11 protein-coding genes and 1 pseudogene are annotated in these 19,916 nt (G+C 70.1%); 10 read left to right on the top strand and 2 right to left on the bottom strand.

What is annotated here, in order from left to right:
- Nucleotides 1–78: 78 nt before the first annotated feature.
- Nucleotides 79–2,784 carry a TIR domain-containing protein gene (locus WMF11_RS13295; protein WP_437977740.1) on the top strand — a complete coding sequence of 902 codons (2,706 nt, stop codon included), beginning with the start codon at nucleotides 79–81 and terminating at the stop codon, nucleotides 2,782–2,784.
- Between the two features lie 722 nt (nucleotides 2,785–3,506).
- The gene (locus WMF11_RS13290; RefSeq protein ID WP_437977739.1) at nucleotides 3,507–4,811 is read left to right on the top strand and encodes a TIR domain-containing protein; all 1,305 of its coding nucleotides are present in this window, start codon (nucleotides 3,507–3,509) and stop codon (nucleotides 4,809–4,811) included.
- A 965-nt stretch (nucleotides 4,812–5,776) separates the two neighbouring features.
- Here the strand turns inward: WMF11_RS13290 and WMF11_RS13285 are convergent.
- Entirely contained in the window at nucleotides 5,777–7,966 is a 2,190-nt protein-coding gene (locus tag WMF11_RS13285; RefSeq protein ID WP_437977738.1) for a substrate-binding domain-containing protein, read from the bottom strand.
- Between the two features lie 229 nt (nucleotides 7,967–8,195).
- Here WMF11_RS13285 and WMF11_RS13280 point away from each other — a divergent pair, with 229 nt between their 5' ends.
- From WMF11_RS13280 to WMF11_RS13255, 6 genes and pseudogenes are all read left to right on the top strand, one after another.
- Complete coding sequence (locus WMF11_RS13280; protein WP_437977737.1) at nucleotides 8,196–9,287, top strand: hypothetical protein; 1,092 nt, start codon at nucleotides 8,196–8,198, stop codon at nucleotides 9,285–9,287.
- Nucleotides 9,287–9,892, top strand: coding sequence for an RNA polymerase sigma factor (locus tag WMF11_RS13275; RefSeq protein ID WP_437552182.1), 606 nt, complete (start codon nucleotides 9,287–9,289; stop codon nucleotides 9,890–9,892). The genes WMF11_RS13280 and WMF11_RS13275 overlap by 1 nt, the downstream gene beginning before the upstream one ends.
- Entirely contained in the window at nucleotides 9,889–10,641 is a 753-nt protein-coding gene (locus WMF11_RS13270) for a hypothetical protein (RefSeq protein ID WP_437977736.1), read from the top strand. The genes WMF11_RS13275 and WMF11_RS13270 overlap by 4 nt, the downstream gene beginning before the upstream one ends.
- 539 nt (nucleotides 10,642–11,180) lie before the next feature.
- A complete protein-coding gene (locus WMF11_RS13265; RefSeq protein ID WP_437977735.1) occupies nucleotides 11,181–13,175 on the top strand; it encodes a hypothetical protein in 1,995 nt (664 codons plus the stop codon).
- Nucleotides 13,176–13,191: 16 nt separating this feature from the next.
- Nucleotides 13,192–13,614 (top strand): annotated as a pseudogene (locus WMF11_RS13260) (sigma 54-interacting transcriptional regulator); the annotation flags it as partial.
- The gene (locus WMF11_RS13255; RefSeq protein WP_437552177.1) at nucleotides 13,611–14,090 is read left to right on the top strand and encodes a hypothetical protein; all 480 of its coding nucleotides are present in this window, start codon (nucleotides 13,611–13,613) and stop codon (nucleotides 14,088–14,090) included. The pseudogene WMF11_RS13260 and the gene WMF11_RS13255, both read left to right, overlap by 4 nt.
- A 49-nt stretch (nucleotides 14,091–14,139) precedes the next feature.
- On the opposite strand, the gene WMF11_RS13250 is transcribed toward WMF11_RS13255, so the two are convergent.
- Complete coding sequence (locus WMF11_RS13250; protein ID WP_437908750.1) at nucleotides 14,140–14,643, bottom strand: hypothetical protein; 504 nt, start codon at nucleotides 14,641–14,643, stop codon at nucleotides 14,140–14,142.
- Between the two features lie 300 nt (nucleotides 14,644–14,943).
- Between WMF11_RS13250 and WMF11_RS13245 the strand changes: the two genes are divergently transcribed.
- Complete coding sequence (locus WMF11_RS13245) at nucleotides 14,944–17,292, top strand: DUF2169 family type VI secretion system accessory protein (RefSeq protein ID WP_437977734.1); 2,349 nt, start codon at nucleotides 14,944–14,946, stop codon at nucleotides 17,290–17,292.
- 97 nt (nucleotides 17,293–17,389) lie between these two features.
- Nucleotides 17,390–19,816 (top strand): type VI secretion system Vgr family protein, encoded by a 2,427-nt coding sequence (locus WMF11_RS13240; RefSeq protein WP_437552174.1) that lies wholly within the window; start codon nucleotides 17,390–17,392, stop codon nucleotides 19,814–19,816.
- Nucleotides 19,817–19,916 lie beyond the last annotated feature (100 nt).

Raw genomic sequence — 19,916 nt, 5'->3', positions numbered from 1 at the left:
TCGAATCACCCCGGCATGCGGAGACCAGTACGATTTTCAGCTGTTCGCCACCGGGCCGCATGTGCAGAATGAACAGCTATGACCTCGTTCGGTTGGCTGCACCTGAGCGATCTGCACCAAGGGCTTGAGGGCCAGGGGTGGCTCTGGCCCAACGTCCGGGAAGTGTTCCTGGAGGATCTCGCCAAGCTCCACCGGCTCTGCGGTCCGTGGGACATCGTTCTCTTCACGGGCGACCTGACCCAGCGCGCGGGGGACCAGGAGTTCACGCGGCTCACCAAAACGCTCGACGGGATCTGGGAGCACCTCCGGGACCTCGGCTCCGACCCGATACTGCTCGCCGTCCCTGGTAATCACGACCTGGTCCGGCCAAACCCGAAGAACCCGGCCGTCAGGGTGATGGGAAACTGGAACAGCGACGCGGACGTGCGCAATGAGCTGTGGCACGACCCAGGCTCGCCGTACCGCAGTGTGATCGCGGACGCCTTCGCGCACTACACGCAATGGTGGAACGCTCACCCGCTGCCGCGCGCGCGGAGCTACCGTCCAGGCCTCCTGCCCGGCGACTTCGCGGCCACGATCGAGAAGAACGACGTCCGCCTGGGCGTCGTGGGGCTCAACTCGGCGTTCCTGCAGCTCACCGGCGGCGATTACGAGGGGAAGCTCGCCCTCGGGCTGGGGCAGATCCAGGAGGCCTGCGGCGGGGACGTGGCCGATTGGGCGAGGGCGCACGACGTGTGCTTACTCCTGACCCATCACCCGCCTGGCTGGCTTGGCCAGGCTGCGCGGCAAGCCCTCCACGGGGAGATCGCACCGCCGGGGCGCTTCGCGGTGCACCACTTCGGCCACATGCACGAGGGATGCACCCAGACGCTCTCGGTAGGCGGCGCCGAACCGTGGCGGAGCTGGCAGGCCGCCTCGCTCTTCGGCCTCGAGTCGTGGGCGGACGGGCGCGTCGAGCGGCGGCACGGCTATGCGGCTGGACGCATCAAATTCGAGGCCGACGCAGCCTACCTGCGGATCTGGCCCCGCATCGGCCTCCAGCGCAAGGAGGGATTCTGGCGTCTCGTGCCGGACCTGACGTCGTTCGATCTGGAGGAAGACCAGGGAACGCGGCCGGAGCAGCTCAGCCTGCGACGCCGGCCCAAGGCTATGCCGGCGAGGGGCGCGCCGAAGAAGGCCGCACCGGAGCCGGTGCCCTCGACGGCCGCTGCGCGGAGCGCTCGACCGCCCGGCGCTCCGGTGCGGGTGCTCATGTCCCATGCCGCGGAGGACAGCACGTTGGCCGCCGAACTCCGGCTGCACCTCAGCCCCCTCCGGCGCGAGGGGCTGATCGATCTTTGGGACAGCTCTCGCGTGGAGGCCGGCCTGGAGGTTGCCGCCGAGTTGGAGCGGCAGCTCAGCGACACCGACGTCGTGATCGTCTTGTTGAGCTCGAGTTATCTCAGCTCTGCGTACGACGAGACGGAGAGAATGCTGGCGCGGAGCGCCGACGGCGCGCTCCGCGTCATTCCCATCATCGCGCGGCCATGCGACTGGAGTGAGTCCCCGCTCGGATCCATCCAGCCGCTTCCGCGCGGCGGCAAGCCCATCACGAAATGGAGCGATCGTGACGAGGCGTGGCTGGACGTCGCCCGCGGGCTCCGCGGCGTGTTGGCGAGCTTCAAGCAGCGTCGGACCGCGGCTGGGGAGGCTGCCCCCGCCGAGATCATCTCCATCGGCGACATCTTTCGCACGACCGGGCAGCCGGACGTCACGTTCGTCGAGCCGTCGCAGATGACGCAGCTGGAGATCTACCTCCGGATCATGGGGCAGGGCTTGGTCGTGGAAGGCCCCTCCGGCATCGGCAAGACGACGGCCACCAGGAAGGCGCTAGAGAAGGCGAGGCAACAGTGGCCGGAGACGTACCTCACGAGCAAGGCTCGTGAGGACGTCGAGCGGCTGGATGCCGCCGTGAGGACCGGGTTCACGGGGCACCTCGTCGTCGACGACTATCACCACCTCGACGACCACCGGAAGCGGCAGCTCGCCGATCTCATCAAGACGATGGCCGACAAGAATCGCCGCGACGCGAAGCTGACGATCATCGGGATCAACCCGGTCGGCGACTCGCTCGTAGCCGGATTTCCGGACCTGGTGGGGCGTTTCGTGACGGTGTCGATGGCGACACAGCCACGGGAGAAGCTCGACGAGCTCGTGCGCAAGGGAGAGGCGGCGGCCCACGTTGTGTTCCTCCGACGCTCGGAGTTCGTCGAGGCGGCCGCGGGCAGCTTCTTCACGTTGCAGCAGCTCTGCTTCCAGGCGGCGATGACCCAGGGCATCGTGGAGACCCAGCCGGTCAAGACGGAGATCAAGCTCGGGCCGCGCGACGTGCTCAACGCCGTGCTCGATAACCTTAAGTTCAAGTACTACAGGCCCCTGTCGGCGTTCGCGTCGACCGACGAGAGCTCGCCGCCGCGGGGTGCCGTGCTAGCGCTGCTGTGGCTCCTGTCGGAAGAGAAGGAGGGCCACGTCCTCCTGCACGACGCGCGGCTCCGGTACCCCACGCTCGCCCTTGCGTTCGAGTGGCTCGGCAGTCACATGCAGCGCTGCCTCGAGGAGATCCCGCAGCTCTCGAGCCTCTTCTGTTACCAGCCCGGCGCGGGCGTGCTCAGCGTGGAGGACCCGCAGCTCAAGTTTTACCTTGCCCAGATGTCGTGGCTCGACTTCGCGAGACGCACAGGGCACCACGGCGTCCGCCTGGATCCGAGGAGAGGTCTCGTATTCGGAGCGAGCGAAAACGGGTGAGCTCTGGATCTAGCGGGGAGGGCAGACTGAGCAGAAGCTCCAGCATGTCGGAGAGGCCAGGGAACACTAGCTGGGACCAGGCGTCGAGCCCGCGCAGACCCAGCTCCGGCGCGAGCAGCGAGCGCGGCGTTCCGGTGTGCTACTTCGCCCAGAGCACGGCGCGCTCGAGCTCGGTCGCATCGAAGCGCGCGACGCGGACGCGCGCGCCGCCTCGCGGTGGGTGGAGGCGGGGTTCCAACCGCGACCGGGGGAGCCTACGCGCAAACCAGAGCGCGGTCGGGAGCGCGGCCCCGGCGCCGCGCCTGCGGGCGCGACCCCGACAGCGTGCGCCTTGACGCCGCCCCCCTCGCTGTGGGCTCGTCCTTGATGACCTCCGTGCGTTCTCGAGCCGGCGCGCTCCCGAACTCGCCTCCGTCCACCTGGACGCCAGCCGCGCCGAACTCGGCAAGGTGGCCGCCTGCGCCGCCCAGCGGCAGCGTGGACGCGCTCAGAGACGCCTCGGGCGAGTTCCGGCGGCTTGTGTCCGGCAGGTGGACCGCGTGACCCGCCGCCTAGCGGCGGCATGGGAGCTGCGCGCGAGTTCGGCCAGTCTGGCTGCCCATCGGAGTCCCCGACGCCCGAAAGGCAATTTTTGCGCGCTGCCTGGCGACTGGAAAACCCGCGGTGCAGCAACATGCATGCCGCCGCTTGACGGCGCCTGAAAATTCGTTCAGCCTTCCGCGATGGGATCGAAGTACCTCCTCGTGCATCAAATGGATTTTACTTCGCTCTTCAACTCCCTTGATCCCTTTCGAGGCGCCTTCAGCACCGTGAATTCACTCACGAAGGCGCTGGAGCCGCTCCACGCCTCGGTCGCAGCAGGTGCGTCGCTCGCGAAGGCGATGGAGCCGCTCCACGCCTCGGTCGCAGCAGGTGCGTCGCTCGCGAAGGCGATGGAGCCGCTCCACGCCTCGGTCGCAGCAGGTGCGTCGCTCGCGAAGGCGATGGAGCCGGTTTATGGCATTAGTAACATGTCGGCGGCCGCCAAGGTGATCGACGTGTTCGGCGCAGACAAGATGCCAGCAGCTGCCAGGGTGATCGATATGCTCGGTACAGACAAGACACCAGCAGCTGCCAGGCTGATTAATGTGCTCGGCGCAGGCAATGTGTCAGCGGCTGCCAGCGTGATCGATGGGCTCAACGCAGGCAAGACGTCAGCGGCTGTCAGGATGGTCGACATGCTCGACAACGTCATTAGCACTACCGCAGGCATCAAGCTCGACTTCGGTCATTCCATCTGGCGCCACGGGAATAGCGTCGATATTCTAGCGATCCTTGACCCTGGGGCGAGTCGCAATGCTGTGGCTCGCAGCATCGACCTCATTATTGAATCGATCGCCTCGGTTGCCCGAAACGCAGATGTCTTAGACGTTGAGGATGCCACCCCTGATGCGCCGACAGACCGATCGGCGCGGCAGGACGGTCGACGTGTCACGAAGGAAAGCCGACTGTGGACCCCCGAATCCGCGTCAGGGGCAGGGGTACACCAAGACGCTGGATATGACGATTTCCCAGGCGAGGCCATTGATCCTGTGACTGTGTTCTGCGGCAGCGCCGATGTGGACAAGCAGCACAGGGACGCTCTGATAAAGCATCTCTGGGCACTCCGAAGCAGCGGCGTGATCAAAACTTGGCACGAGGGCGACATCACCGCGGGAGACAATCGAGAAGCATCCATTTGGCAAAATCTGGACCTGGCACGACTTATCCTGCTGCTCATTAGTGCGGATTACCTCAATCACCTGTGGGAGAACAACATGCTTCGGCGCATCGAAGCGCGAGCGAGAGCAAGAAAGGCCATCATTGTTCCAGTTCTAGTGCGTCCGACTTATGCTGAAGGAACTCTTGTTGAGCGTTTACCCTCGCTTCCATCCAATGGGATACCAGTAACAACGTGGGTAAATTCGGATGAGGCCTGGGTCGATGTTGCGCGCGGCGTTCGAGAAGTCGTCGCGTCGATTAGACGTGCGAGTGCCCGGTACCATTGAGACCAGGCGGCGCTATGCGTCACCGCGCGCCTGCGCTTCCACTGCTTGAGCAGCAGGGCCCGGAAGCGGCGCCGGATGTGCACGTCCGCGTCGAGGTTCAGCCGCACCGCGCGCCACAACGGGACGGCGTCGAGTTCTCTAGGGCTGCCGGAGAGGTCGAGGCGTGCACCTCCAACGAGGCGGCCTCTACGGGCGACGTGGGAGCGCGCACCTTGCGGGCGCCCACGGGGAGTTCCGGGCGGTTCCCCTCCGCGAGGCGGCTCGCGTCATTTCCAGCGGCCGGGGAGCGCATCATAGCGGAGCTCGGCAGCTCACCCTCGGCGAGGGGATCTTCTCCTGCGTGTCAAGGCTCAGCCTCATGCGCCACACGTGGGTCGGCCAAACGAATCCTGAGATCGCGAGCACCGCCGTCACCGCGATCACGACCCAAGTACTCCCACACCCTCAGACCGACGACAGACCGCCATCACGCCCCCGACTGAGGCCGACTCATCGGGCGCGATGGCGATCGGCCAGCCGGAGGGCGAGAGCCTCGGCCAGCTTGCTTTGGCACACGGCCAAACGCTGCGGCCGTGATCCCGCACCTGCGCCGTCGGACGTCGGAGCGCCGGGTCGGTGATATCCGGCGCAGGTGGCCCTGATGCGGGACCGACGTTCGGACAGGCCTGCGTCGGCGTGCGTTCGCAAAGCTGCGCCCAGCGGCGCGCAGCTTGCCGAAGGCGCAGCCAGATGCCTGTGCTCGCGCCGTTCCATCGGTCGCGGCCGCCGCGGCCGGACACAGCATGTAAACAATTCATATTATTGATAAATATTATGCACCTACGAATCGTTTCCCCCTTGCAGAAGACGTCGCCGAACACGCTCGCCGCGCGCAGCACCCTGCGCGCCTCGCCGTCCAGCGCCGCGAGCCTCGCCTGGACCATCGCAAGCACCGTCTCCGCGCGCTCAGCGCGACACGCGGAGCGTCACTCCGATCGTCCGCGACGCCGCAACTCGGAGATCGCGTTGCGCGACGAGCGCGGCGGCGCTTCCGCCGCGTCACCCCGTCTCGTGCGGAGCGATGGGACTCCTGTCGACACGAGGTCCTCGAGCGCCGACGCCAGCGACTGGTGGCTGGAGAGATCGCCCAGCTGGATATCGAGGGCGACGAGGCGCATCGCGAGCTCGGGGCGCACGCCGACGAGGCGGACGCGGGCGCCGAGCAGGGAGGCCGCGCGCTGCGTCTGCCCGAGCGCGTGGGCCACCTGGGCGTCGATGCTCGGGACGCCCGTGATATCGAGCAGCACGCAGCGCGCCCCGTGTCGGCTCACCCCCTCGACCACCCGCTCGAGCATCTGCCGGGCGCGATCTCCATCGAGCTCGCCGACGAGCGGGACGAGCAGCACGCCGGGCATGAGCGGGATGAGCGGGCAGCCGAGCTCGCGCACCGCGGCCGAGAGGGCGCGCTCGCGCCGATAGGCCTCCTGGAGGCTCGCGTGCTGCTCGGAGAGCGACTGCACGAGCGCGTCCCGCTCGAGGGCGGCGCCGAGGAGCGCCCCCCAGATGGAGATGGTGCCCTCGTCGCCGGCGACCTCGATCGAGCTCGGGCCGACGATCGCGAGGACCCCCCAGTCGTGGCGGAGCGTGCGGATCGGCAGGAGCGTCACCATGAACGGGCCGCCGGCGGTCGACGCTGGCAAGCGCTCGGCGGGCGGGAAATCCTCCCGCGCGCAGACGGCGCCGAGCGAGGGAGTCGGGCTGCCATCGCGGCTGTAGGCGCCGGCGATGACGAGGCGCGCGCGGGTCGCCGGGTCTTCCCAGAGCGCGAGGCAGCCCCAGACAGCGGCGGTCGAGTCGAGCCAGGAGAGCGAGCGCGAGTCTTCCTGGGTGCCGCCGAGCAGCGCGAGGCTCACCTCGTGATCGGAGCGCGTGAGCGCCCCGAGCTCGTCGACGAACTGCCGCTCGGTCTCGACGCGAGCCAGCATGAGCGAGAGGCGCAGCCGCTCCTGGAACTCCTCGGCTCGCTCCTCCGCGGACTCCGCTGCTTCCCTGTCCAGGCGCGCGCGGCGTCGCTTTCCGGACCGGCCGAGGAGGCGGGCGATCCCCATGAGGCTCTCCACGTCAGGCGTGAGGCGGACGGCCTGCTGACAGGCCTCGTCGATCTCGGCCGCGGGCGGGGGCGCGGCGCCCTCGAGCGCCGCGGTATATCCAGCGATCACGGCGGAGACGCCGGGCCAAACGGCCGTGGGGGGCGTCTCGGGCGGGAGCGGCAGGCGGAGGAGCAGCTCGACCATCTGCCGTTCGATGGCGCCGAGGTCGTCGTCGGGCGCCGCGCCCTTCCGGTGGAGCAAGCCATGGAGCGGGTCGCACCCGCACGTCCGCCGCCTGACGAACGTGGTCGGCGCGAGCACGGGCCCGGACGGCACGACCTGGCCTGCGCGCCGCGCGAGCACGAGCTCGTACGCGAGCGCTCCGAGGGCGTCGAAGCGCTGGCGCACGGTCGTCAGCGGAGGGGTCGACCACTGCGCATCGGTGATGTCGTCGAAGCCGATGATCGCCAGATCGTCGGGGATGCGGTATCCGGCGGCCTGGAGGGCCGACATCATCCCGAGCGCGTTCTTGTCCGTGGCGACGACCGCGGCCGTGAGCTCTCCCCTGCGCGCGATGAGCGCCTCTGCGGCGCGCTGGCCGCCGGAGTGCCAGTTGTTGTCGGCGTCGAAGACGAGGCCGGGATCGAAGGGGATCCCGCTCTCGACGAGCGTCTCCATGTAACCGTCGAAGCGCGCGCGGATGTCGTCCTGATCCATGCAACCGACGAACGCGATGCGCCGGTGTCCATGCTCGATCAGGTGGCGCACCGCGCTCCGGACGCCCTCGCGGTTGTCCGGCATGACGGTCGGACAGCCCGCCTCGGGGGCGCAGGAGCTGACCGTGACGAGCGGGACACCCGCCTGCGCGAGGCGCTCGATGCCATCGGTGGCGAGCACGACGATCCACCCGTCCACCTGATCCCGGGCGAGCGAGGGCGCCTGGACGTACGCTGGCGTGCCGCGCACCACCAAGACACGATGGCCGCGCTGCTGCGCCGCCTGACGGATCCCCCTGAGGACCGAGGTGAAATAAAAGCCGTCGAGGAAGGGCGTGAGGACGCCGATGGTGGTCGGGCGGGAGTGCATGGGCTGCGGGCTCGCGGATGGATGAATACCGGATCTCCGTCTCGCTCACCGACGGCGTTCACCGCCACCCGCCAGAAATTCCTGTGACTCGCGAATCGTCCGGGTGTACAGCATCGCCGATCCGTTTGGCCCTCGATCGAACCCTTCTCGCCGTCATGGCGCGCCCGCCGTTCGAGCCCGCGTCTTTCCCCGGAGAGGGATCGAGCGGGCGAAAGGAAGGGAGCGGACGGTGAGCGCGCCGGTCGCGCGTGCGCTCGTCTCCGCGCTGGGCGCCTGCGCGGCGCTCACGCTCATTGGCGTGCCGCGCGCGCGGGCGGAGTGCGATCGCGCGGCCGCGGACGTGTCGTGGGTGCGCCTCGCGGGCGCGGAGGGGCGGTGCCCGTCGGCGTCGCGGTTCCGCGCCGAGATCTCGCGGCGGCTCGGGCGGGAGCTCGTCACGACGGGCAAGGCCGCCTCGATCGAGGCTGTGGTGCAGGGGCAGCCCGGGGCCTGGTCGGCCACGATCCGGACCGAGCTGTGCGACGGCGCCCCGCCGACGGTCCGCGAGCTCTCCGACGACCGGCAAAGCTGCGATGGGATCGTGGCCGCTGCAGCGGTGCACATCCTGCTCGCGACCGATCCCGAGGCCGGCTTCGCCCCCCCGACCGCCGAGGCGCCGCGCCCCCCGCAGGCCCCCGAGGCGCCGCGTCCCCCGCCGCTGCCTGCGCGCCCTCCGGCGGCGGAGCGGGCCCCGGAGCCGCCGTTCCCCTGGCCGGCGGAGGCCAAGGCGACGCCGCCCCCGGCCGAGGCCCCGCCGCCGCCCCGGCTCTCGGTCTCCTGGCGTGGGTTCGCTTCCACGGGCATCGTCCCCTCGCCCGGGTTCGGCGTCGCCTTGTCGGGCGAGTGGTCGATCCTGCCGCGGTGGACGCTCGAGACAGGCGCGCTGTGGCTCCCGGAGCAGCACGCGACCCGGCGGACGTTCGCCTTCGGGCTCACGGCGGGCTGGCTCGGCGCGTGCTTTGAAATGGTCCGGAGCCGCTCGGTCGCCTTCGGGCTCTGCGGCAGGGCGGTGGCGGGCGCCATCTACGCCGTCATCCACGGAGACGACGACGTCCCGCCGACGATCCTGCCGACCGACGTCGGCTCCCGCGCGTGGCTCAGCCTCGGGGCCGGCACGCGGCTCGGCGTCCGTGTCCTCGGGCCATTGCGGCTCGAGACAGGCATCGATCTGTTCGTTCCAGTGACACGGTACGATTTCCAGATCGAGGGCGGGCTGCCGACGGGCCTGGAGCAGGCCGCGCTCGCCGCCGCGGTGTTCGGGGGGGTCGGCCTCACATTTTGATGAAGGAGCCCCGGGCTGCCGGCATTCAGTTTTCCGTGGAGCAGTGCTTACGAGCCGACGTCCTGCGCGACGCCAAGCAGCCGCCGCGGAGCCTCGTCGCCCTGCACGCCGAGCACGGCAACTTCGTCTGGGCGACCCTCCAGCGGTTCGGCATCCAGCACCCTGACCTGGAGGATGCCTTCCAGGACGTCTTCGTCGTCGTCCAGCAGCGGCTCCCGTCCTTCGACTGGGCTTGCCCGATCACGACCTGGCTCTTCGCCATCTCCCGCCGCGTCGCCTCGTCTCACCGCCGCCGCGCCCACACGCGCCGCGAGCGGCTCGGCGAGGTGGTGGACGACGTGCCGGACTCCGCCCGCGGCCCGGAAGAGATCACCTCCAGCCGCGAGGCGCGGCAGCAGCTCGAGGGCATCCTCGAGGCCATGGATCTCGATCGCCGGGCCGTGTTCGTCATGTTCGAGATCGAAGAGATGCCGTGCGACGAGATCGCGCGCCTGGTCGGCGTCCCCGTCGGGACCGTCTACTCGCGGCTCCACGCGGCGCGGAAGGAGTTCGCGACGCTCCTGAAGAAGTCCGAGGCCGAGCGCGCGCGCAGGGGGGCCAGATGAGCGATCCGAAGCGATGGAACCAGGAAGGAGGAGGCGCCCCGCCCGGCGCGCGCGAGCTGCTCCGCGCCGCCGCGCCGATCCGACCGATGACCTCCGCCGAGCTCGCGCGCACCGCGGCCCGGGTGGCGCCGCTCGAGACGGCCGCGGGCGCGGCCGCCGGCGCCGGCGCGACGATGCCGGCGTGGATCAAGGGGATCTTCCTCGTGGCGGGCATCGGGGCGGGCGGGGCAGGGCTCCACGCTGTCCTGGGCGAGGCCCCGAGCGCTGCCGCGCCGATCGCGCCACCTCCGGTGCTCACCGCTCTGCCGCTGGAGCGGCTGCTCTCCCGCGCGGAAGGCCGCGCGACGGCCGGGTCGCCGGCGGCCGACGCGCCGGCGGCCGACGCGCCGCGCCCGACCCCCTCGGCCCTCCGCCGCGAGGCGCCGCGGAGCCTTCGACCGGCGGCGCCAGCGCCGGAGGCGACCGCCGCGGCCGACGGCGACGACCTGGTCCGGGAGTCCAACCTCGTCGACGCGTCCAGAGCGGCGCTCGCGCAGGATCCGGAGGCCGCCCTCGCCGCGCTGGAGAGGCACCAGGCCGAGTTCCCGAAGGGGCGGCTCGCGGAAGAGCGGGAGTTCATCGCGATCCGCGCGCTGGTGCGCCTGGGGCGCGCCGACGAGGCGCGGGCGCGCGCGGCGGCGTTCTTCGCGCGGTATCCATCGAGCTCCTTCGCCGACCCGCTGCGCCGGATCGTCGGCGCGGCTCGGTGATTGCCTCCACGACCGCGGCTCCGCCAGCGAGACCAGCAAACTCCACACCACGTTCGAGCACACGAGCGGGAACACCTCGCCTGCGCCGGCGGCGACGACATCGACGCTCGCGCGGACGACATGAAATAGACACGAAAACTACGCTCGCACGGACCGCGAAAAATTAACGCGAGCACAAACACGAGCGTTCATATCGCTTGCCCTGTACGTAAACAGTATTAACATACGACCCGCGTTCACGGGCGGCCGCGCCGAGAGGCGGCGGCGCCGGGGCGTTTCATCGCAGAACGGTGGATTCAGCGGCTCGATGAGGCCAGGCTGCCGTGGCAGCGTCGGCCTCGGCGAGGCACGTCGCCCACGCGGCGCGCGCCGGGCGTCGTCTCTTTGCGGACCGACGCGGGCGCTCGCCGGCGGTCGTCCTCCTCGGGCCGCCCCGTCCATCCGCGAGCGCGCGATCGCGCTCTCGCGCGGCTCCGCCGTTCTTCGGGGTCATTTCAGGAGGTTTCATGTCGTCGAAGCAGTCGAGTTCGAGCAGTCCGGTGCGCTCTCATTCTGTTCCTGCCTCCCCCGGCGCGTGGCAGGGGGCGCGGCGCGCCGCGCTGGCCGCGCTCGCGATACTGCCGGTTTCTTGCGCGGATCTCGGGCCCACGGACGGCGCTCCGGCCGATCTCTCCGAGGGGGAGATCGCGGAGGCCGGCGAGGCGCTCTCGCTTCCTTTCCCCATCAAAGAGCGGAAATCGCTCGTCGTCACGAACACCGACATCCTCGGCGCCTTCAAGCTGAAGGACGTGTTCCAGCAGCTCATCGATCAGGCGGGCGTCAGCCTGACGCCCCTCCAGCTCTTCCGGCAGTTCATGGACACGAACCGGAAGGCCGCGGACGGGATCGGCCTCGGCCCGCACTGCGATGACGTGGTGATCCCCGGCTCGGCCGGGTCCATCAACGGGTGGCCGGTCGACTGCCCCCGCGTCGTGGGCGAGGAGGCCGACAGGGATCCTTTCGCCGACGAGGAAGCCCCGAACGCCTACGTCGCCACGACCCTGGCGAACCGCTTCGACCTCGCCCCGCCGGACGGCGCCAACTGCGGTGAATACCGCGTCGTCTTCGCCAGGCGCTCGGGCATCCCGGAGAGCGCGTTCCAGATGCGCAACTTCATCATCTTCGAGGGCAGGCTGCCCAACCCGACCCCGAGCCTTGGCCGGGAAGGGTGCCGCCCGGTCGTCGACTTCTGGTACAACCTGTCGGATCCGGCGAAGAGCCTGGAGCAGCGGAGGGACGAGCTGCTCGCCTTCTACTTCGACGGCCTGCCCGGGGGGTTCGAGCCCGCCATTCACATCGATCACTACGGCCAGAACGCGGGCCCGCTCGGCGGCCAGATCCGGACCAACGAGTTCCTCTTCGCCCCCGAGGTCGACGGCGATCCGCCCGAGCCCTTCACGACGTGGAACCTCCGGGAGTTCAGGCTCCTTCACAGCGGCTCGGGGAGCAGCGCCACGCTGGTCGTGACCCCGTCGTTCGTGAAGGACAACCCGGCCGCGCCGCTCTTCGATCCTGCCTCGACCGACGCGCGCGCCGTCGCCTTCAGGAACACATGGTTCCCGGGCCTGGTGGAGCGGCTCGCCGCGGCGGACGACATCAACCGCTTCGCCCTGGAGCCGAGCTATCCGACGACGATGAACGCCGGAGAGAGCCAGATGATCGGCCTCCAGAACAACTACTTCACGACGTTCGGCGCCGGGCCCTCGGCCCTCAGGACCAGCGTCCAGAACAAGCTCACCGCGATGGGCAGCGCGCTCACCCCGGATCAGGTCGTGGGGCGCGCGTTCTCCCTCTCGTGCAGCGGGTGCCATGAGCCGATCGGCGACGCCACGGGCTCCCCGACCGTCGAGCTCGATCTCGGCACGACCGCGACGCTGGCGAAGCTGCGGCCGTTCACGCAGACCTCCGAGCAGCTGGAGGCCGATCCGGACGAGCCGGGCGGGCAGCGCTTCAAGATCTCGGAGGCCCTCACGGACGTGTTCATCCCGTTCCGGAAGAACGTGATGGCGGAGTTCCTCCTCAACAACCCGATCCTCGGGTTCGAGAAGCCGGGCGCGTGGACGTCGGCGCAGGCCCAGCTGTCGGTCCACACGGGCCGGGTGGTGGAGGGCATCTCGTCGCTCCAGGTGCAGACGCCCTCCTCGTTCAACGCGATCGTCAGCCCGAGCTTCAGCTCGGCGAACCTCGCGCCGGTGGGCAACAAGATCACGCTCGATCTCTTCGTGTCTCCCGTCCAGCCGAACCCGAGCTGGGTCGGGAACATCGAAGTGCTGATCTCGATCCCTTCGGCCGGCATCCACAACCAGTGGGCCGGCAACGTCCCGCTCACCCCGCTCCCCCGCGGCCAGTTCGTGAGGATCCAGTTCGCCCAGCTGCAGACGGCCACCAAGAACGCGCTGAACGCAGGGGCAAGCGACGTGAAGCTGCAGTTCAACCTCAACGTGAACAGCAACTCGGGTCCGTACTACCTCGACAACGTGCGGTTCGAGAACTGACCGCGAGCTCAGCGCGCGCCGCGGCCGGCCCTCCCTCGCCGTGAGCTGCGCGGTGCTGTCGCCCGCGCTCGCGGAGAGCGAGCTCTTCGGCCACACGCAGGGGGCGTCCCCGAAGGCGCTCACCATGAAGCACGGCCTGCTCGAGGCCGCCGAGGGAAAGCCCGCGCCTCGCGCCAGACCAGCGAAGGTGCGAGATAGAGCGACAACCCCCCCTACGCCCCCTACGCCCCCGGTGCGAGCGAGCCTCGAGCGGCACGGACCGATTGCGTGTCCTGCACAACAGATGCACCGATTGCGTGTCCTGCACAACACATGCGCACGCGATGCGTGCTCCAGACTCGCCGAGCACGTCGGGTCGCTCTTTTCACGTTGGCGCGCAACGTGCGAGTCTGGGGATCGTGCAGGCCCGGACGGCAAGGCGAGGAGGGTGTTTGTATGAGCTCAATCCATCCCGGTGCGGCAACGAACGCAGTCGCAGCGTCCCTGGCGCGCCCCGCGGCGAGCGCCGGCGCGAGCGTTAATCCCGGCGCAGGGGCGCCGGAGCTCTCCGGAGGGGAGCTCGAGCCGCCACCCAGCGTTACGCGCGCGCTGGCCGCCACGGCGGAGTCGGAGGGCACCGAGCGCGCCGCGTCCTGGGAGCTCTGTACCGCGATGCTCGCGATCGCCACCGGCTGGCTCGCGTGGACGCTGCCGGAGCCGAGCGCCCGCGACGTGCTGCTCGTCGCGCTCTGCCTGGCGCTCGTCGCGATCGAGCGCCGCAGGGCCGGCGCGCACTTCAGGAAGGCGATCGCCGCGGCCGCGGGCGCGCGCGGCGCGACGGCGGGCGAGGCGACGCGCGCCGCCTGGCGGCTGGACGCGGCGTTCTGCGCGGCCCGCGCCACGGGGCGAGGCGCGATGGGCGAAAGGCGCCGCTGAGCGAGCTCGCCCGCCGGAGAGGCCTCGCGCCGCCGGGATCACCGGCACATCACGAGCACGTCTCCCCTTTCGCTGACCCGCGCGCTCCTCCGGGCTCGGCGTCGAACGGCGAGCCGGCCTGTCCGCACCGCGCGCGCCATCCTCCACCCACGTCGCGCTCGCGGAACTCGGGGCGCAGCTCGCTGCGCGCGTCGGCCGCGAGCAGCTCGCACGGATCGAAGTAGTGCGACGTCCGCGCCTGCGCGGCGATGGGCGGCAGCTCGCCAGAGAACTCCGGCACCCCGGGGCAGCGATGGTGCCAGAGGGCATAACGCTCCGGGACGTCGCCCAAGCAGAGCACCTCCTTTACGCCGCCGTTGCAGTTCGTGCTCACGACGAGCACCGGCGCCGGCAGCGGCGCGAAGCGGTGCACCCGGAGGACCACGTCGTGGTGGAACTCGCCCTGCTTCCAGTGGGCGAGGAGATCGAACTCGCCATGTCGATCCCGGATTTCCTGCAGCAACGACCCGAGATCCATCGCATCGGCGAGGGCTTGAACAGACGCATCGGTCATGGCGCGCGCTCCTTCGACGGTGAGCTGCCGTTGGTGTAGCACGGCGCCCGCGCGGCGCCGGGACGCGGGGCCCTCCGCCGGTGGCGGAGAACTCGTGTCCTTGCACCGCACCAGCGAGCACGCCCGATGCGTCGCTCGCCGGGAGATCTTCACAGCGACATGGTCGCGTGAGGAGACTCGACACGAGGGGTCGTCACCGCCGACTCCCGCGCTTGCGCCCGAGCGACGCGCCGCGTATCGTCCGTTGCCTGAGAGCCCTCCGCGGCGGTGAAGGCGCGCGGGCCAGTCGAGATGACGCCCGTGCAATCGTCCTGGCCTGTCTCCGTCGTCGCCCTGACACCGGCCTCTTGCGGGGCCGTCCTGTGGCGCGCGCAGGGCGCGGAGCGGCTCACGGTCGTGGTCAAGGCCACGTTTGCCCTCGTCCACGACACGAGCGCCGAGCTCGCCGCCCCGTCGGGCCTGATCCGCGCCGATCGGCTCCGAGACGGCTGGGGCAGCCTGGAGGAGGCGAGCGAGACAGCCCCTTACCTGCCGTGCGCAGGGGTCCTCGTGCGAGGGCACGCGGCCGCGCCGGCGGGGACGACCGCGACGGCGCTCTCGGTGCGGGTCGCGCTCTTCCGCGAGGATCGCTGGGTCCTCGACAAGGTGCTCCACGTCTACGGCGACCGCACGCGAGAGGCCCCGGATCCGCGTCCGTTCGGCCTCATGCCGCTCGCGTACGAGCGCGCTCACGGCGGCCCCCACATCGACGCGAACCCGGTGGGCGTCGGCGCCGGGACGGCGCTCCCGAACATCGTGGATCCGGCCGATCCCACGAGGCCCGCGGGCTTCGGGCCGGTCGCGGGGCACTGGGCCCCGAGGAGAGCCTTCCTCGCGCGGGATCAGGCGCCCGATCTCCCGGCTCCGGAGCTCGGGGGCAGCTTCGACTTCCGCTATTTCGTCGCCGCGCCCGCGGACCAGCAGATCGAGTTCCTCCGCGGCGACGAGTGGATCCTCCTGGAGGGGCTGCACCCGCACTGCCCGCGGATCCAGTCCTGCCTGCCTTCGGCCCGCGGGCTCGCGCGGCTCCACCGGCTCGGGCCTGGAGGCGACGACCACGGGCAGCCGATCGAGCTCGTCGCCGACACGCTGACCATCGACGCGGACCGCCTGCTCTGCTGGCTGATCTTTCGCGGGAACGTCGCGCTGCTGCCGGGCGACGAGCCGGCGCGGATGCGGGTGGTCGCCGGCGTCGAGATGGCAGGGCGCCCCGTCCTGTGGCCCCCGGCGGCGGAGGGCTCTCTCGCGATCGCGGCGCCGGAAGGCCCGCCCGCCGCCGGGGAGACGGCGCTCCCGGCGGGGCACTGGAGCGCCGTCACGCAGCGGGTCACGCCGCTGCTCTCGCCGCCTCCCCTGCCCTTCTCGCGGCCCCAGGAGGCGCACTGGAGCGTCGTCACGCAGCAGGTCGCGCCGCTGCTCGCGCCGTCTCCCCTGCCCTTCTCGCGGCCCCAGGAGGCGCACTGGAGCGGCGTCACACAGCAGGTCGCGCCGCTGCTCGCGCCGCCTCCCCTGCCCTTCCTGCCGGCGCCGGAGCCGCCGCCGCGCCCGGCGCCTCTCCCGGGGTCGGTGCCGTTTGCGATGCCCTTCGCCCATGCCGGGCCCGAGGGCTCTCCGCCGGAGCCGCCGGCGCGCGTGCAGCCCCCGCTCGGCGGGCTCGACGAGGCGACCCTCGTTGTCGACCTGCCCCCCGCGGTCGACCCGCCCGCCGTGGTGGACCCGCCCGCCGTGGTGGACCCGCCCGCCGTGGTGGACCCGCCCGCCGTGGTGGACCCGCCCGCCGTGGTGGCCTTGCCCCCCGTGGTCGACCTGCCTCCCGTGGTCGACCCGCCGCCGCCAACCGCGCCCGACGAGGCCGCCGCCGTCGCGGAGCCGCCGCCTCCGCCTCCTCCGGCCGCCGCGTCGCCGGAGCCGGAGCCGGAGGCTCGCGGCCTGCGCGGGGCGGTGCTCGCCCGCCTGAGGAGCGGCCAGCCGCTCTACGACCTCGATCTCGCGGGCGCCGATCTCGAGGGGATCGACTGGAGCGGCGCCTCGCTCGAGCGCGTCAACCTCGCCGGCGCCGGGCTCGCCCGGTGCAACTTCGCGTCCGCGCGCCTCGCCCGGGCGAACCTGAGCGGCGCGGATCTCACCGGCGCGAGCTTCCAGGCGGCCGACCTGACGCGCGCCGATCTCTCCCGCGCGACGCTCGACCGCGCGGCGCTCTCGTCGGCGATCCTCACGAGCGCGGACCTCACCTCGGCCAGAGGCTCGCACGCGCGCTTCGACGGCGCGGCGCTCGACGGCGCCGACCTGCGGCAGGCGCGCCTGATCGAGGCGGTCTTCGACCGGGCGAGCCTCACCGACGTCAACGGGAGCAAGGCGGACATCTCGCGATCGAGCTTCGCGAACGCCAACCTCGCCGGCGCCATCCTCCGCGCGGCGAAGCTCAAGGAAGCGAGGCTCCCCCGCGCCAACGTCGATGGCGCCGATCTGCGCGAAGCGGATCTCACGGGCGCCAACCTCTACGGCGTCACGCTCGCAAACGCGAAGTCGAGCGGCGCGATCTTGCGCGACATCGTCGAGACCCCACCGCCCGAACCCGAAGAGGAGTTTAACGTTTCTTTACAAGGTTGACGCCCAGGCTCTCTTTTGCCTAACTCCACAGGACGGGCCGCCTGGGTATGTTCAAGGCGGATTGATTCACCTCCTCGCGCCAGGAAGAGACACCACCATGAGCGACCTCATCAACTTCTCTTCGAGCATCCTGGAGGGCCCGGCGCGCGTCGTCGGATTTCGCGGCGTGGAGGCGATCTCGCGCCCGTACAGGTTCGAGATCTTCCTGTCCATCCCGAGCGAAGGCGACGATGACACGGACTTTGCGGAGATGGTCGGGGCCAAGGCGCGGCTCTCGATCGATCGCCAGTCCGACACGACCCCGCCCTACGTGTTCGCCGGCATGCTCGCCGGCGTCGATCTCCTGCACGAGTTCGGCGGGCGCGCGCTGCTGCGCGCGGTGCTGGTGCCGCGGCTCTGGGGGCTCACCCTGTCGAAGCACAGCCGCATCTTCACGAAGAAGAGCGTGCCCGACGTGATCAGGCTCGTGCTCGAGGAGAACGGCATCACGGGCGGCGATGTCGAGCTCAACCTCGGCAGCTACGAGGCCGAGGAGCACATCTGCCAGTACCGCGAGAGCGACTTTGATTTCATCTCGCGCTGGATGGAGCGGGAGGGGATCTTTTATTATTTCGAACACACCGAGGACGGAGAGAAGCTCGTCCTCTGCGACGACAAGAGCTACCCGGCCGAGGCGCTCGGCGCGCCGGTCCGCTACCACCCGCAGACCGGCGAGGACAGGAGCGCCTCCGGCTCGTTCCGCACCTTCTCCTGCCAGCACGGGGCGCTGCCGTCGCGGGTGAAGCTCAAGGACTACGACTATGTGCGGCCGCAGTTCCCCCTCACCGGCGCGGCCCCGGTGTCCCAGTACGGGACAGGGGAGATCAGCCTCCACGGCGAGCGCTTCTTCAGCGCCGACGCCGGCAAGCGGCTGGCCCAGCTGCGCGCCGAGGAGTACCTCGCCAGGGAGGCGGTCTACCAGGCCGCAGGCGCCCGGCTCCACCTGCGCTCGGGGACCACGTTCGAGCTCGAGGACCACCCGCGCGCGCGGCTCAACGCGAAGTACCTCGCTGTCGAGCTGCGCCACCACGGCAACCAGTCCGCCGGGCACAGCGACTTCGCGGAGCTCGCCGGGCTCGCGCACGAGGAGGTCTATTTCGTCGAGGTCTCGGCCATCCCGGCGGCGACGCAGTTCCGCGCGGAGTCGCGGACGGCGTGGCCGCGCATCTACGGTTACGAGAACGGCACGGTCGACGGCTCCGCGTCGAGCGAGTACGCGCAGATCGACGACCACGGGCGCTACCTGGTGAAGTTCAAGTTCGACGAGGCGAGCCCGCGGGACGGCAGCGGGTCCACGTACGTGCGCATGATGCAGCCGCACGGCGGCGGCGTCGAAGGGTTCCACTTCCCGCTGCGGCGGGGGACCGAGGTCGTGCTGAGCTTCCTCGGCGGCGACCCGGATCGGCCCGTGATCTCCGGCGTCGTGCCCAACGTGCTCACGCCGAGCCCGGTGACGAGCGGCAACCACACGAAGAACGTCATCCAGACCGGCGGCAGGAACCGCCTCGAGCTCGAGGACCAGGCCGGATCGCAGCGCATCACGCTCTCGACGCCGTACTCGAACACGTACATGCGCATGGGGTCGCCCAACGACGGGCACGAGCTCATCGGGAAGACCGATGGCAACATCCTGCTCGACAGCGGGGTGAACATGGACTTCCTGGTCGGCGCCAGCTGGACGAGCATCGTGACGAACGACATCACGACGACCGCCGCCTCAGGCAACATCACGACGACGGCCACCACGGGCGACATCACGACGACGGCCACAGCGGGCGACATCACGACGCAGGCCGTCGCCGGCACCCTCACCGAGAAGGCCAAGGGGGACGCGACGTTCGTCTCCGAGGCCGGCCACGTCCATGTGAAGTCCCTGGCCGCCGACGTGAACGTCTTCGCCCAGGGCCACTACAACATCAAGGCGATGGGAAACAAGAACGAGACCATCGCGGGCGACCACAACACGACGAGGCTCGGCAACTTCAACCTGAACACGATCGGGAGCGTCCGCGCCCTCGTGCTCGGGAAGAGCACGTCGATCACCATGGGGAACGGCCTTGACATCAAGATGGGCTCGTTCGAGTCGCACACCTCAGGCTCGACGAAGGAGTTCAAGCACAGCGACGCCGAGAGCTTCACCAACGGCAGCACGTACGATCACAAGGTGGGCACCTTCAAGACGATCACCGAGGGGACGTCCCTCGACGTCAAGCTGACGCAGGCCTACGAGTTCACCTTCGGAACCAAGCTGTCGCTGTCGCTCAGCGCCACCGCGGAGGTCGTCGCTGGGTTCAAGTCGTCGGCGAACCTCGCAGGCACGCTGGACCTCAAGCTGGGGCCCGTGGTGACCATCAAGAACGGTCCGGAGCTCGTCATCCAGAACGCCATCTTCAAGGCCGATACCGTCACCATCGAGAACGAGAACTTCAAGCTGAAGAACGTCGTGGCCGAGATCAAGAAGAGCGGCATCTTCATGATCACCTGACGCTCGGGACGGTCACCTGACGCTCGGGCGAGGCGCGCGGCGCTCGCCCACCTCTCGCCGGCGTTCGCCCTCACAGGCGTTCCGGCCACAACTCACGATT

This window comes from Sorangium sp. So ce295, assembly GCF_051527405.1.
Classification (GTDB): domain Bacteria; phylum Myxococcota_A; class Polyangia; order Polyangiales; family Polyangiaceae; genus Sorangium; species Sorangium cellulosum_B.
Note: the sequence above shows the minus strand (reverse complement) of the source record. Positions and strands in the feature narration are given on the sequence as shown.

What these genes read in the sequence shown, in the direction of transcription:
- WMF11_RS13295 (WP_437977740.1), top strand. Translation starts at nt 79, where the DNA reads ATGACCTCGTTCGGTTGGCTGCACCTGAGCGATCTGCACCAAGGGCTT.
- WMF11_RS13290 (WP_437977739.1), top strand. Translation starts at nt 3,507, where the DNA reads ATGGGATCGAAGTACCTCCTCGTGCATCAAATGGATTTTACTTCGCTC.
- WMF11_RS13285 (WP_437977738.1), bottom strand. Translation starts at nt 7,966, where the DNA reads ATGCACTCCCGCCCGACCACCATCGGCGTCCTCACGCCCTTCCTCGAC.
- WMF11_RS13275 (WP_437552182.1), top strand. Translation starts at nt 9,287, where the DNA reads ATGAAGGAGCCCCGGGCTGCCGGCATTCAGTTTTCCGTGGAGCAGTGC.
- WMF11_RS13270 (WP_437977736.1), top strand. Translation starts at nt 9,889, where the DNA reads ATGAGCGATCCGAAGCGATGGAACCAGGAAGGAGGAGGCGCCCCGCCC.
- WMF11_RS13255 (WP_437552177.1), top strand. Translation starts at nt 13,611, where the DNA reads ATGAGCTCAATCCATCCCGGTGCGGCAACGAACGCAGTCGCAGCGTCC.
- WMF11_RS13250 (WP_437908750.1), bottom strand. Translation starts at nt 14,643, where the DNA reads ATGACCGATGCGTCTGTTCAAGCCCTCGCCGATGCGATGGATCTCGGG.
- WMF11_RS13240 (WP_437552174.1), top strand. Translation starts at nt 17,390, where the DNA reads ATGAGCGACCTCATCAACTTCTCTTCGAGCATCCTGGAGGGCCCGGCG.